13 protein-coding genes are annotated in these 13036 nt (G+C 52.4%); 2 read left to right on the top strand and 11 right to left on the bottom strand.

What is annotated here, in order from left to right:
* Positions 1–140 precede the first annotated feature (140 nt).
* Positions 141–1799 (top strand): glucose-6-phosphate isomerase, encoded by a 1659-nt coding sequence (pgi, locus tag ACT3T6_RS10405; protein ID WP_193055096.1) that lies wholly within the window; start codon positions 141–143, stop codon positions 1797–1799.
* A gap of 108 nt (positions 1800–1907) precedes the next feature.
* Here the strand turns inward: pgi and ACT3T6_RS10400 are convergent, their stop codons facing one another.
* A complete protein-coding gene (locus tag ACT3T6_RS10400) occupies positions 1908–2396 on the bottom strand; it encodes a GNAT family N-acetyltransferase (protein WP_193055097.1) in 489 nt (162 codons plus the stop codon).
* 41 nt (positions 2397–2437) lie between these two features.
* Positions 2438–3016: a putative glycolipid-binding domain-containing protein gene (locus ACT3T6_RS10395; RefSeq protein ID WP_193055098.1), complete on the bottom strand. Its 579-nt coding sequence runs from the start codon at positions 3014–3016 to the stop codon at positions 2438–2440.
* A 123-nt stretch (positions 3017–3139) separates the two neighbouring features.
* On the opposite strand from ACT3T6_RS10395, the gene ACT3T6_RS10390 reads away from it, so the two are divergent.
* Entirely contained in the window at positions 3140–4060 is a 921-nt protein-coding gene (locus ACT3T6_RS10390; RefSeq protein WP_193055099.1) for a hypothetical protein, read from the top strand.
* A 144-nt stretch (positions 4061–4204) separates the two neighbouring features.
* Here the strand turns inward: ACT3T6_RS10390 and ACT3T6_RS10385 are convergent, their stop codons facing one another.
* The 9 genes from ACT3T6_RS10385 to ACT3T6_RS10345 all read right to left on the bottom strand — a co-directional run bounded on the left by ACT3T6_RS10385 (position 4205) and on the right by ACT3T6_RS10345 (position 12894).
* Complete coding sequence (locus ACT3T6_RS10385; RefSeq protein WP_193055100.1) at positions 4205–4951, bottom strand: GntR family transcriptional regulator; 747 nt, start codon at positions 4949–4951, stop codon at positions 4205–4207.
* A 159-nt stretch (positions 4952–5110) separates the two neighbouring features.
* Positions 5111–6391 (bottom strand): TRAP transporter large permease, encoded by a 1281-nt coding sequence (locus ACT3T6_RS10380; protein WP_193055101.1) that lies wholly within the window; start codon positions 6389–6391, stop codon positions 5111–5113.
* Positions 6388–6888 carry a TRAP transporter small permease gene (locus tag ACT3T6_RS10375; RefSeq protein WP_193055102.1) on the bottom strand — a complete coding sequence of 167 codons (501 nt, stop codon included), beginning with the start codon at positions 6886–6888 and terminating at the stop codon, positions 6388–6390. The genes ACT3T6_RS10380 and ACT3T6_RS10375 overlap by 4 nt, the downstream gene beginning before the upstream one ends.
* A 145-nt stretch (positions 6889–7033) precedes the next feature.
* Positions 7034–8020 (bottom strand): DctP family TRAP transporter solute-binding subunit, encoded by a 987-nt coding sequence (locus tag ACT3T6_RS10370; protein ID WP_226912139.1) that lies wholly within the window; start codon positions 8018–8020, stop codon positions 7034–7036.
* Positions 8021–8120: 100 nt separating this feature from the next.
* Entirely contained in the window at positions 8121–9164 is a 1044-nt protein-coding gene (locus ACT3T6_RS10365; protein ID WP_193055103.1) for an L-idonate 5-dehydrogenase, read from the bottom strand.
* Between the two features lie 22 nt (positions 9165–9186).
* The gene (locus tag ACT3T6_RS10360) at positions 9187–9954 is read right to left on the bottom strand and encodes an SDR family oxidoreductase (RefSeq protein WP_193055104.1); all 768 of its coding nucleotides are present in this window, start codon (positions 9952–9954) and stop codon (positions 9187–9189) included.
* Positions 9955–9978: 24 nt separating this feature from the next.
* Complete coding sequence (locus ACT3T6_RS10355) at positions 9979–11178, bottom strand: mandelate racemase/muconate lactonizing enzyme family protein (RefSeq protein ID WP_193055105.1); 1200 nt, start codon at positions 11176–11178, stop codon at positions 9979–9981.
* Positions 11179–11782: 604 nt separating this feature from the next.
* Complete coding sequence (locus tag ACT3T6_RS10350; protein ID WP_226912138.1) at positions 11783–12355, bottom strand: cysteine hydrolase family protein; 573 nt, start codon at positions 12353–12355, stop codon at positions 11783–11785.
* A gap of 92 nt (positions 12356–12447) precedes the next feature.
* The gene (locus ACT3T6_RS10345; RefSeq protein WP_193055106.1) at positions 12448–12894 is read right to left on the bottom strand and encodes a hypothetical protein; all 447 of its coding nucleotides are present in this window, start codon (positions 12892–12894) and stop codon (positions 12448–12450) included.
* Between the last annotated feature and the right edge of the window lie 142 nt (positions 12895–13036).

Raw genomic sequence — 13036 nt, 5'->3', positions numbered from 1 at the left:
TGTTTTATTACCTGTTTTATCGCCACGCTCAACCGATAGTTGCCCTTATCACTTTTTTATGTAGTATTTTTACATAATCGATATCACCGCCATTTACCCCAGTTAACATTTGCCACTCAACAACAACGGACACGCGCTCTATGTTTCAACTCACCCGTAGCGTTACGTGGCAGGCGCTTGAACGCCTGCGCGACAACACCCATAACGACCGCATCCGGGACTACTTCACTAACGACCCAAAGCGCTTTGAGAAGATGAACCTCAAGGTAGGCGGTCTGTTTCTGGACTATTCAAAGCACCATGTTTCCGACGCAGTGCTCACCAAACTGATAGAGCTTGCTGACCACTCCGCACTGGTGCAGCGCCGGGCACAAATGTTTTCTGGCGATATTATCAACGTTACCGAAAACCGCCCGGTACTGCATACCGCGCTGCGTAACCTGAGTGACGAACCGGTGTATGTCGACGGCGAAGACGTCATGCCGGAAATTACCCGCACCCGCGAACAGATCAAACAGTTTTCTGAAACGGTACGCAGCGGAGAATGGAAAGGCTACAGCGGCCAATCGATCAAGGATGTCGTTAATATCGGGATTGGCGGCTCGGACCTTGGCCCCAACATGGCGGTGCGCGCGCTACTTAAATATCGTCATCCGGAGATGCACTTTCACTTTGTATCCAACGTGGACGGCACGCATATCCAGAAGGTGCTTTCGCGCCTGGACCCGGCCACCACGCTGTTTATCGTCTCGACCAAGACATTTTCCACCCAGGAAACGCTGCTCAATGCAAAAACAGCGCGGCGCTGGTTCCTGGAGAACGCCGGAAGCGACGCGGATGTAGGTGCCCACTTTGTAGCCGCTTCTACCAACCGCAAAGCGGCTATAGAATTCGGCATTCGTGAAGAGAACGTGTTCGAGTTCTGGGCGTGGGTAGGCGGGCGCTACTCCATGTGGTCCTCAATCGGCTTACCGATTGCGTTATCTATCGGTTTTGAAGGGTTTATTGAGCTACTGGAAGGTGCCCACGAGATGGACCGCCACTTTATTGAGACGCCTTTTTCCGAGAACATGCCGGTGCTCATGGCGCTTATCGGCATCTGGTATATCAATTTTATTGGCGCAGAAACCCAAGCCATCGTGCCTTACGACCAGGCGCTTAACCAGTTGCCCTCCTTCCTGCAACAGCTGGATATGGAGTCCAACGGTAAATCGGTGGATATTTTCGGCCACCCGGTCAACTATAAAACCGGCCCGATTGTATGGGGTCAAACCGGCTCCAATGGTCAACACGCCTTCTTCCAACTGCTGCACCAGGGCACGCGTTACGTACCTATCGACTTTATCGCCTCGCTCAAACCCGAATCAGGCATGGAAGACCACCACTTTGCGCTATTAACCAACATGCTCGCCCAGGCTAACGCTTTTATGGAAGGCAGCCAGGGCGACGGTAAAGAGTTAAGCCAGCACGACCCCTACAGCTGTCCCGGCAACCGTCCATCCAGTACGTTACTGTTGGATGAACTCACTCCCCGCAATCTCGGCGCGCTAATCGCACTCTACGAGCACAAGGTCTTTGTTCAAGGCGTGATCTGGAACATCAACTCGTTTGATCAATGGGGTGTTCAGCTAGGCAAGCGCATTGCCGGTGAAATTAGCGAACGTATTGATACGAACGCAGCCGACTTTGATGCCTCGACCCAAGGGTTGTTAGAGTTGGTGCGGGCGCATTTTCCGGGTGGCGACACCAACAGCCAACACACTGAAAGCGCCAAAAAAGCGACCAGGAAAAAGAGTTAGCGGGTTTAATAAACAGAGAAAAGCGTTTATTCAAAGCCCTAGCGTAATAGCCGGGGCTTTTTATACGTAATCTGTATTGATTGATGCTGTATCGACGAAAACAGCGTGTTAGTTCGCTTCCATCCAGTACTGCGTTGATGTCTCACCGCATATTGTAAAACCCAACCGCTCGTACAAGGCGATGGCTTGGCTCTGCTTTAAAACACGAAGCCGTAAAGGCACGCCCAGCACTCTGGCCTTTTCAAGCTCCTGGCGCACAATGTGTGCACCAACTCCCCGCCCTTGATATTCCGCTAAAAGAAACAGATCCCGAAGTTGTAGAAACTCCACTTCATTGGTTACCCATACTGCCCCTACACACCTACCGTTTAGCTCCAAGACTTCAAAACCACCCTGGCGCCATTTTTCATCAAAAGCTGGCATTTGAAGCTCGGCCTCCCACGTGCCGAATTGACGCTCGACAACATTCTGGTAAGCGCTTTCATAAGCACGCCAAATAAAATCACGATCACTCTGTGCTGCTTTCAACCTAGCAATGTGCATTGCTTTATACCGCCCAAACCGATTTATGGAAGCTGAATATAAGCTTGCTGCCACAATACCGAAGGCTCATTGTCCAGGCCCGGCCATCATTGAAGCTACGATGGCCATTCGCCATGCTCTTCTCGCCACAACAGCGGGTAGTTAGATACAAAACCTGATGATTTTACCGTTAATTCCGTTTCGAAATCACCGCCGCTCAATACATAGTGAAATATTAATTCTGATAGCCTTGTGTAGCGTTGGGGGAGCTTTTCTAACGTCATCTCTGGAAATGTTAACCAAGCAGCGACTGCCTGCTCGGAGTCTCCTATAGCCATATTGCATCGTCTGATAGGCAGCAAATTCGTCGCTGGTGAAAAGGCGAGATCAACGTCAATACACCCTTCAACCTGAGGTTGCTCAACTCCGTTCAACGTCCACACATTGCCAGGCTCGACCATAAGTATCACATCAATCGGCTCATCATTAATGTTACCGACCACATGCACTTCTTGCGTTTTCCAAGCCGCATCGCACACGACTCTGTAGGAGAGCAAGCACTTGTTGCCCTCGGCTACGAAGATGGAAGATCCTGTCAGTAGGTGGCCTTTTTCGCCGCTGCTCACGCTACATAACTCATGCCCTGGCAGGTCCAACCGCTGCCAGACAATCGTATCGTTGGTTGGCATCGTCATAAATTCCGAACCTTACTCCTATCAATCATCCTAAGCGGCGGTATCCCTCAAGCCAGTTCAACCTTACTAAAGTTAGCTTACAAATGGCCGATAACGTCTATTAATAACAAAGAAGGATCGACCATGAAGATCGGATTTTCCAATTTTATGTTGATAGGCACCCGTCACGAATCGTCTTCCGCTTTGAAGGTGTCTCGGGTCGCGAGCCAAAAGAGCCCGATGGTGGCAGCACCGGATGCTGACGATGCACTGACTAAACGCCTTAAAAAGCAGAAAGAGGCGTTTGAGCAACTGGCGGCCCTGCCCAGCCCGAAAGAGTCAGCGATGCAAAATGCTTCGCAGAAAGTCGGCTTTTTAAAGCAGCGGCTGGAAACGCTTAAAGCGATGATGCGCTTTGCATCACCAGAACAGCTCAAATCCATGGCTAAAGAGCTTAAAAGCATCGCCCGCGAGCTAGGTGTGGCAGCGCGGCAATTAAATGATAGCGGCGGTGGTAGCGCTGGCCCCTCTGTCACGCCTACGGTAACGAGCGCCCAGCCAACAAGTGTCACCCCTACCGCGTCTTCTGACAGTGCTGAAAACGGCAGCGCCGATGCACAAGCTGACGCTCAAGCCGCCAACGCGACGCTCGCCAGTGCGGAGGCGGCTATGGCGAACCAGGAGGATGAGCAGAGCGAGCATGCCCAAGATGCAGCCACCACGACCAATAACGCGCCAAACGAGCCGGCCGTAATCATCACTTCGCAACCGCAGGATGATCGCCGTTCTCAAGGAATTAGCGCCAGCGAACACGCTCTACGCAGTATTTTGATCGACACAAAAAAAGAGCTTCAGGAAGCGATGAACGAACTAAAGATTCGCCTACGTCAAGAGGATAAAGAAGCCCGCCGAGAACTAAAAAAGGCGGAAGAAGATATGAGCAAACTTGACCGTACACTGGCCCAGTCAACCTCTAATGCTCTCTACTCTTCGCTAGGCCAAATGCTACCTACTACCGTAAACAGTGCCAGCGTAGTCACTGGCAGTATTAGTGTGGAAGTTTAATATCATACTTGCGCTGCACTCGTTGGTTGGTACGTCCGCTGTCGGTCGATGGACGGATAAAGGTTTACTTGAATATTGTCGACCCGTAGGCTCTCCTAATTCACTATTCGCTGGCGCTTTCTAGCTGCTTACTCACATACTGCATCAAAGCTTCTCACTTGGTATCAAGGTTTTTTTCTGAATATCGAACGTGCTGGGCGTAAGCGAGGTCGTGAGCACAGAAAACATTTTTTCGACAAAATCCATGAGATGATCAGAAGCTTTCTCGGCGGCGGCGGCATCAGCATTGACCACCGCGTTCAACACGTCCAGATGCCCGTCGATAGTGCTATTCAGTGGGGCGCCTTCCGGCGTAAGCGAGTGATATAGCCAACCAATGCGGCGGAAAATGGTATGAAGCGGCCGTAATGTCGATTCGAGAAAAGGCTCACCGCAGGCCTGTAAAATGATCGCGTCGATTTCCCGATCAATGGTATTGAATTCAGAAATCGATATGACCGAACGCCTCGTATTCAATACCTCCACCAGATACGTCATATGCTGGCGGTCGTTGTTGCTTGAGCGCTGGCTCGCCAGCGCCACGACGAACCGCTCGATATCCCGGCGTAGTTTGAGAAGTGTTTGTGCTCGGTGCAGATCGATCGGCGATACCTGAATGCCCTGCCTTGGCTGAATGATCAGCAAGGTATCCGTCGAAAGGCGAGTCACCGCCTGATAAACGGGCATTCTGTTGAATCCGGTCAGTTCCTGTAAATCCTGAATGCGCATGAAAGCACCCGGCTTTAGCTCGCAGGTGACGATCAGCTCCTCGATACTTTGATAGGCGAGTTCGAGCAGATTTTTCCCGCTTCGACCGTGATGCGAAGCCCCGTGGCTATTTTCTTTAGTCATGAAAGCCCATTCTTGTTCATTTATATGCCTGCCTCACCAAGTGATAAGGCTGAATGATTTCTTGACGTCAACCAAACTTGCAGCGGTATAAAGCCTGATACCTTGGCACCCAACACTTGGACTCGGATAGCTCGCCCCTTATGGGGCGGCTTTCATAATCTAGTTGAAAAGAGATATGGGCAGCAGTGAAAGCGATGGTACGAACGTAATGATGATCAAGGCAAGGATCATGATGATAACGAAGGGTAAAACGCCGTGAATCACCGTGCCCAGCGAGGTGCTGCCGATTCGTGCGGCGACGAATAGATTGATACCGAGCGGCGGCGTAATGAAGCCGATAGCAAGACTGACGACCATGATGACCCCGAAATGGATCGGATCTATCCCCACGGCCGTGACGACCGGATAGAGAATAGGTGCCAGTACCAGAATGGCTGGGGTAGTATCCATGACGCAGCCTACCAACAGCAGTAGCACCAAAATGAGCAGCAAAAGCGCCACGGGTTCCAAGGATAACTGTAACATCAAATCTGCGATCGTCGAAGGAATGCGCTCGATAGTGAGGATGCGTGCGAAAGTGGAGGCGCAGCCCAGAATCACCATGACGGTCCCAGTTGTCGCGCAGGAACGGGCGATTGTCTTGAAGATATCGCGTGCCTTGAGTTCCCGGTGGATGACGACACCGCAAATGAACGCATACACAGCCGCCACCGCCGCTGCCTCTGTCGGCGTGAAGACACCGGCATAAATGCCCCCCAGAATGATGACCGGATTGAGCAGCGCCCACTTTGCTTCCCACATTAGTATTAGTGTTTTGCGTCCATCGAATTTGGCTGCATTGCCCTTCCAACCCATTTTTCGAGAATAAACATAGGCGTAGATGATCAACATGAAACCGATCAGCAGACCCGGTAGAATACCGCCCAAAAACATATTCGTGATGGAAGTGCCCGTGGTTACCCCGTACAGCACCATGGGAATGGACGGGGGAATGATGACCCCGATACTACCCGCCGCCGCGACTAGCCCCAAAATGAACGATTTGGAGTAACCCGCCTGAAGCATGGCGGGAATGACCATCGACCCCACCGCCGCTACTGTGGCCGGCCCAGAGCCAGAAACCGCGGCGAAAAACATGCATACGATTACCGTTACGATGGCCAAACCGCCGGTGATACGGCCAAAAAACGCATTAGCGACCTCTAGAATCCGCCGCGACACACCTCCGGCCCCCATCAAATCCCCCGCCAAAATAAATAAAGGAATCGCCATAATGGGAAAGCTATCCGTGGCTGTAACCAAGGTTTGCGCGACATAAAGATCAGACAACATCCCAAAGGATAGAATCGTGACCACGCACGCCAAACCGATGGCGATACCCACCGGTACGTTGAGAATTAAAAGCACCACGAGACTTAGAAAAAGGACGCTGGCCGTCATGTGATATCTCCCCCACTCTGTGCCATGCTGGGGTGCTTAAGACGCCAGATAATAGTCTGAATTTGGCGTACCCCGGTAATGGCAAACCCCACAAATGGGGCGGCATAAACGATCCACATCGGAAGGCCGACCGCGGGAGAAGTTTGACCCAGCATCATCTGACGCTCAATCACTGACCAGCTGGTCCATACGATGTAAAGAGCAAATGCCAGAAACAGAAGATCGCCCAGAATCACGATGGCCGGGCGTATTCGGCGAGGAAACAGATCAAGCGCGGCATCGATTTTGATATGACGCATTTCTCGCGCGCCATAGCTGATCCCCAAGTAGATAAGCCAGATAAACAGATACCGGGCAATCTCCTCGGACCAGGACAGAGAGGCACCCATAACATACCGCATGAATACCTGCACTGCGAGTAGTACGGTCATGGTAGACATCAATACGACGCAGACGGATATTTCCGCGTACTCATCAAACCATTTCATGACTTTCATTGGCTCTCTCCGGCTTAAAGACAGGCCGAAACAACGTGTAAAACCGGGTAACCTAAAACCGATTTCGCCTTGGGGCAGACCGAGCTACCGTAACAACGCACCAAAATGACATGGCGCCATTACGGTCGTAATGGCGCCATGTCGATCAATCGTTCAGCAACTGTTCGAGGTATTCCGGATGATCCATCATGGAACCAACCAGCGAATAGATATCGGCATCGATCATCGTCTGCTGCCATAGCGCTTTTTGCTCTGGCGTAAGCTCAGTAACGGTCACGCCGGACTGCTCAGAAAAACGTTCAACGACCTCGGCTTCCAGCGCCTGTGAACGCTCACGCTGAAACACTGTGGCCTCTTCAATAGCTTCGTCGATTGCTTGCCGCTGAGCCTCGTCCAAGGCGTTGTAGCGCTCCAGGTTCATGAAAACGACAAACGGAGTGTAAACGTGCTGAGTCAGCGAAACGTAGTCCTGCACCTCCAAAAACCGATTACTGTCGATCACCGAAAGTGGATTCTCTTGGGCATCGACTGTGCCCTGCTGCAAGGCAGTGAAAAGTTCGGAAAACGCCATAGGCGTGGGGTTAGCGCCCAACGCTCGCCAAGCGGCCAGATGCACCTGATTTTCCATGGTGCGTACTTTCATGCCGGCAAGATCCGAGGGCTCGGTCACTTCATGATTGTTGCCGGTGTAGTTACGAAAGCCGTTTTCCCAAAATGCCAGCCCTTTTAATCCTTTTCCTTCAAGGGAGTCGAGGATCTGCTGACCAACCTCTCCATCCAAGGTCGAATAGGCTTCTTCGGAAGAGAGGAACAAAAAGGGCGCATCGAACAGATAAAAATCAGGCACCAAATTGGCCAGAGGACTGGTAGAGGCAATGCCAATATCGATATCTCCAAAGATCGTGCTTTCGAGCACTACGCGATCGTCGCCTAACTGGTTATCGGGAAAGAGGCTGATCTCCAGTTCGTCACCAGTTTTCTCCTCGACCATACGTTTGAACTCGATGCCAGCTTCTTTTGCGGATTCGGCCACGACGTTAGCAAGACGCAAAGTATCGGCCTGGGCCAATGCAGGAGTGGTCAGCAGTGCCGCAGCCGCGAGGATATTTTTGAGTTTGGCGCGCTTAATCATACTTGTTTTCCTTATTTATGATGCTTGGCTGATGCAAAGCGCCCGTAAGGGTGCCTTGTTCTGACGTTCACGACTAAACCTTCACAGTTGGCCAGCGTGTTCATGCGTTTTCGAAATCGATTTGAACCTTCATGGCGCGATCACGCCGAGCGGCCAATTCAAATGCTTGCTCTGCATTGGCCATGGGAAGCACAGACGTGATCAACGGGGCGACATCAATACGCTTGCTGCCTATGAGCTCTACCGCCTGTTTGAATTCCTTGTCGAAGCGGAAAGTCCCTTTTATGTTTATCTCTTTCGCCACAACAAGATTCATTTCGAGATTCACTGCGCCGCCAAGCCCCACCGTCACGATAGTGCCCCGCGGGCGTACCACTTCTAACGCAGCACCCAGCGCTTGCGGGCTGCCCGAACACTCAATAATAACGTCCAGCGCCCCTTTTCCCTTCGCCAACGACTGAAGCTCTTCCGGCGACGAGCCGACGTTAATGGTGCGCATCGCCCCCATCTGCCGAGCAATTTTCAAGGGTGCTTCGTGCATATCGGTCACGATCACTTCTTTCGCGCCGGCGTGGGCGGCCAGCATGGCCGTCAAACAGCCGATGGGCCCGCATCCGGAAATCAGCACGCGCTTGCCCTCGAGCGCACCCGCCTGGCCCACGGCATGTAGGCAAACGGCTAAGGGCTCGGCACATGCGGCGTGGGTCAAGTCGATATCGCCGGGCAGTGCGACGAGCTGTTGACGATCAATCGTGATCGTTTGACGAAACAGCCCCTGCTGATGCGGAAAGCGCATGGCGCTTCCAAAAAACCGCATGTCGTCACACTGATTGAAAAGCCCCTGATGGCAATAAGTGCATTTTTCGCACGGTATGGAAGGGTTGATAGCCACCTTGTCATCAACGCGAAGATCCGTCACGCCATCGCCGACCGCGCTTACCATGCCGGACACCTCGTGACCCAACGTCATCGGCTCGCGCAACCTGACTTGGCCGAAACCACCCTGGTGGTAATAGTGCAGGTCGGAGCCACAAATGCCGCCCCTACTGATCGTGACCGTCACTTCATGCTGCCCTGGAGGCGTGGCATCAGGCTCCTCTTCGACTCGAAGATCATGGGCCTTGTGTATTTTAATCGTCAGCATCACTTACCCCACTCGATGAGTGTTACAGCACGGAAATCATGCCGCCATCGACATAAACGATGTGGCCGTTGACGTAGTTGGAGGCGGCCGAGGCGAGATAGATCGCCGTGCCTGCCAGCTCGTCTGGTCGGCCCCAGCGCCCTGCCGGCGTGCGCCCTTTAACCCAGCTGTCGAACTCAGGATTGCTCGTCAGGGCTTCGTTCATATCGGTCAGCATATAGCCCGGGCCGATAGCGTTGGCCTGGATACCGTACTGCCCCCACTCCGCCGCCATCGATTTGGTCAGCATCTTGATGCCGCCCTTAGCCACCGTATAAGGAGTGACGGTCGCTCGGGCCAGGTCGCTGGTCAAAGAGCCGATATTGATGATCTTGCCTGCCCCTTTCTCTACCATCCGTTTGGCTACTTCACGGCTCACGATGAAAGCCGAGGTCAGGTTGGTATCGATTACTCGCTGCCAATCGCGAGTATCCAGTTCAAGCATCGGCTTTCTAAACTGAATCCCCGCGTTATTGACCAGTATGTCGATTTCGATACCGCCCTGGTCCAATTGCGCCAGGGCCTGACAGACCGCAGTTTCATCGGTAACGTCGAAGGCCGAGACGTTAACCTCGTAGCCTTCGCCCTGCATCCTTGCGGCGCTGGCTTCAAGACGCTCGGTGTTCATACCGTTGAGTATGATCCGGGCTCCGGCCGCGGCCATGCCTTCGGCAATGGCCAGCCCAAGTCCGCGCGATGAGCCCGTTATCAGCGCGGTCTTTCCGGTTAAATCAAACAGCTTGATGGACATGACGTCTCCTTCGCGTGATCTCGTTTATACCGTCGACGTACGTACGGATAAATCCGGCCTTTCGAAAACGCTGGGCAGTAATTCGACCCCTAGGCCTGGCCCCTCCATGGGGTAGACATAGCCATTTTCGATTTTGGGCACCTGGGTGACAAGCTCGTTGTACCACCCTTTATAAAATGCTCGGACGCTTTCCTGAATAAGCGTATTGGGCTGGCTGAACGACATGTGTATCGCTGCTGCAAAGCCGACCGGCCCGATGCAATCGTGGGGTGCAAACGGGCGGTGCCAAGTTTCCGCCAGCGCCGCGATCTTGCGCCCTTCCGTCAATCCGCCGGTCCAGCAAAGATCCACCATGACCACGTGCGCGGCGTCCCGGTCCAGCATATCCTTGTAGGGCCAGCGCGAACCCAGCGTTTCACTGGCGCATGTCCACACGCTGGTCGACGCTGCGAATTCGGCAAGCGCTTGGGGCGAGTTCATGCGAATAGGGTCTTCATACCAGGTGGGCGCGAACTGCTCGAGCTCGCGGGCGATGTTCTTGGCGGTCGGCAGGTTCCACTGCGAGTGGAATTCGACCATGATCTCCATTTGATCGCCTACCGCCTTACGGATCTCTTCGAAGGGCTTGACCGCCTGCTTCATCTGAGCAGCCGTAATATACTGGCCCCGTGTTTCGGCCGCGGCAGGATCAAACGGCCAGATTTTCATGGCCGTGATACCCGATTCGAGCAGGTTTTCCGCCAGCTGTGCAGGGCGTCTCATAAAACCTTCAAGATCCTCGTATGGACCTTCCGGCTTATCCAGATTCCAGTTGGAAACCGGCTTGATTTCATTAGTTCTAACGTACTTATAACCGGCGCATGTGTTATAGATGCGAATCTTGTCCCAGCACAGCCCGCCCAGCATTTGATGTACAGGCAAGTCGCACACCTTGCCAAAGATATCCCAAAGCGCGATATCGATGGCCGAGGCGGCTCGATATTCAGCCCCTGTAGAAGACTGCGCCATGGGCAGCGATACCATCTCCTTATGCAGTGCCTCAATATGCAGGGGGTTTTTACCCAACAAGCGGCCTGCCAGCGTGTCATGAATGTGCGCCTCAACGGCCCCCGCTCCATAGAACGTCTCGCCCAAGCCCACGATGCCGCTATCCGTTTCAACATGCACCCAGAGAACGTTAGCGAACTCCTTAAGCCTAAAGGTTTTAATTGAGGTGATTTTCATTATTTCATGCACTCCTACTGCCCATCCGGGTATTGGAATCAGCCATTACTTGCATCGGGGTTTTATTGGTAGCGCGAGACGCCGTATCGGATTATTGAAGCAGTGAGTACCGCTTTCTTTAAATAAGTATCGAACTCGAACGACATCTCTTTAAAGCGTTAGGTTCTGTTCAAAGTGCGTATCAACCCAGTACAATCCAGACTGCCTCCCACTCGTGATATATCACGAAATATTAATAACACACGCTCGTATAACCGGCAATTAGCCCACTATGAGAGGACAAAAAAATCGTCGTAAGAAGTGAAATAAATATATGATTAAAAAAGAAAAAAATAATAAAATACTTTAGGATATTAACCCAAAGTATAAGATCTCAAGAGACTTACCAAACGACGTGTTGTGTTTTTAAGATAAATAGCAATGAACACTCGTGCCTTTGGAGAAGCCGAGGAAGCACGCCGTTATAAATGCCGTTTTGTTAAGCCCGCTGAAGTCAAGGCAACAAAAGTCAGAGGAACTTACGCGTGTGATACAACGCCAAGACGCTAAAAAAGCGCTTGAAAAGACTGTCTGAAGGTTCAGCCATTGCAACGCCCCCCATAGGCTACTGGATTGAAATCAACGCCTCCAATATGTCTGCCGCCTGCGTAATAGCCGCATACTCCCCTTCCAGATTCGCCAGTGACATAGCATGCACTTCATCCGCCGTGCGATAAGTACCTGCGTAATCCTGCTTAGCAAAGGTAAACGTGGCATCGGCGACGACGTGGGTATCAAAGCCAAGATTACCGGCCGTGCGAGCGGTGGCTTCAACCGAATTGCTGGTACTTACACCGACGATAACCAGCCGCTTGATCTCGCGAGCGTGAAGCCAGCGCTCTAAGCCTGAGTGGGTAAACGCACAGGGTATGTTCTTTTCTACTACGTGCTCTTTAGGTTGCGGGACTAGTGCGGGCTGGAACTCTGCGCCTGGCTGTCCCGGCCAGAACGGCGAGCCGGGGGTCCGAGAGATATGCCGTACATGCACCACCGGCCAGCATGTACTACGCCACTTTGTAAGCAGGCGCTGGATATTTTCCTCCGCATTAGGGTTATTGCGCTCGCCAGCGGCAGGGTCTCTCATACCCCGTTGCATATCGATGATCATCAGCGCGACAGGTTGATTACTCGTTACCAATTCAACATCCTCGTTTATAGGCTTCTTGGATCAGGCGTAAACCCAAGCGCTTACGTGGAAGCTATGCGTTACTAGCCTGCCCCTTCCCAAAATTACTCGAAATACTTCAACCTTCTATACAGCTTGGCTAGAAAACGAGCGCCAACTATTAGGCCAATGCTGAGCACCACCGCTGCTAGCGAACCATAGGCTACTATGCCTCCCCATGCCCATTGGCCAATCGCTGTGCTCAAATGCTGAACGAAAAGATACACACCGATCAAGAAGCTGCCTGCGCGTACCAGGCCCTCCTCGGCAATCGTTAAAGCAGGCTCAGCACGCTCTTCTCCAAAAAATTTATTGGCCAGCGTTACCGCAGAAAACCACAGTACGATACCCGCGATGATAGGAATAACAGCAGTGGCTGCGAGCCATGGCAGCCACTGGGCTAGCTCCGCATCGTAGCCGGGGCTAAACAGCAGCGGCGATACGCTTAGCAAAGGCGTAATGGCGAGGTAAATAGCGAGTAATCGAATCAAAAGAATGGAGAAAGGTTTCATAGGCTTACCTTACACTTAAACCTCCAGCATAAGCCAAATTTGGCCCAAAAACCTGGTACCCGATACAACATTGCCTTGGTAATTTCTTACCAAGGCAATGAAGCAGTACGGCTACACTCTGTATAACGGACGGATGTAGAAC

This window comes from Halomonas sp. 72 (assembly GCF_052379785.1).
Lineage (GTDB): Bacteria > Pseudomonadota > Gammaproteobacteria > Pseudomonadales > Halomonadaceae > Vreelandella > Vreelandella citrativorans.
The sequence above is the reverse complement of the archived record's forward strand: the minus strand, read 5'-3'. Positions and strand labels throughout refer to the sequence as shown.

What these genes read in the sequence shown, in the direction of transcription:
- pgi (WP_193055096.1), top strand. Translation starts at nt 141, where the DNA reads ATGTTTCAACTCACCCGTAGCGTTACGTGGCAGGCGCTTGAACGCCTG.
- ACT3T6_RS10395 (WP_193055098.1), bottom strand. Translation starts at nt 3,016, where the DNA reads ATGACGATGCCAACCAACGATACGATTGTCTGGCAGCGGTTGGACCTG.
- ACT3T6_RS10390 (WP_193055099.1), top strand. Translation starts at nt 3,140, where the DNA reads ATGAAGATCGGATTTTCCAATTTTATGTTGATAGGCACCCGTCACGAA.
- ACT3T6_RS10385 (WP_193055100.1), bottom strand. Translation starts at nt 4,951, where the DNA reads ATGACTAAAGAAAATAGCCACGGGGCTTCGCATCACGGTCGAAGCGGG.
- ACT3T6_RS10380 (WP_193055101.1), bottom strand. Translation starts at nt 6,391, where the DNA reads ATGACGGCCAGCGTCCTTTTTCTAAGTCTCGTGGTGCTTTTAATTCTC.
- ACT3T6_RS10375 (WP_193055102.1), bottom strand. Translation starts at nt 6,888, where the DNA reads ATGAAAGTCATGAAATGGTTTGATGAGTACGCGGAAATATCCGTCTGC.
- ACT3T6_RS10370 (WP_226912139.1), bottom strand. Translation starts at nt 8,020, where the DNA reads ATGATTAAGCGCGCCAAACTCAAAAATATCCTCGCGGCTGCGGCACTG.
- ACT3T6_RS10365 (WP_193055103.1), bottom strand. Translation starts at nt 9,164, where the DNA reads ATGCTGACGATTAAAATACACAAGGCCCATGATCTTCGAGTCGAAGAG.
- ACT3T6_RS10360 (WP_193055104.1), bottom strand. Translation starts at nt 9,954, where the DNA reads ATGTCCATCAAGCTGTTTGATTTAACCGGAAAGACCGCGCTGATAACG.
- ACT3T6_RS10355 (WP_193055105.1), bottom strand. Translation starts at nt 11,178, where the DNA reads ATGAAAATCACCTCAATTAAAACCTTTAGGCTTAAGGAGTTCGCTAAC.
- ACT3T6_RS10345 (WP_193055106.1), bottom strand. Translation starts at nt 12,894, where the DNA reads ATGAAACCTTTCTCCATTCTTTTGATTCGATTACTCGCTATTTACCTC.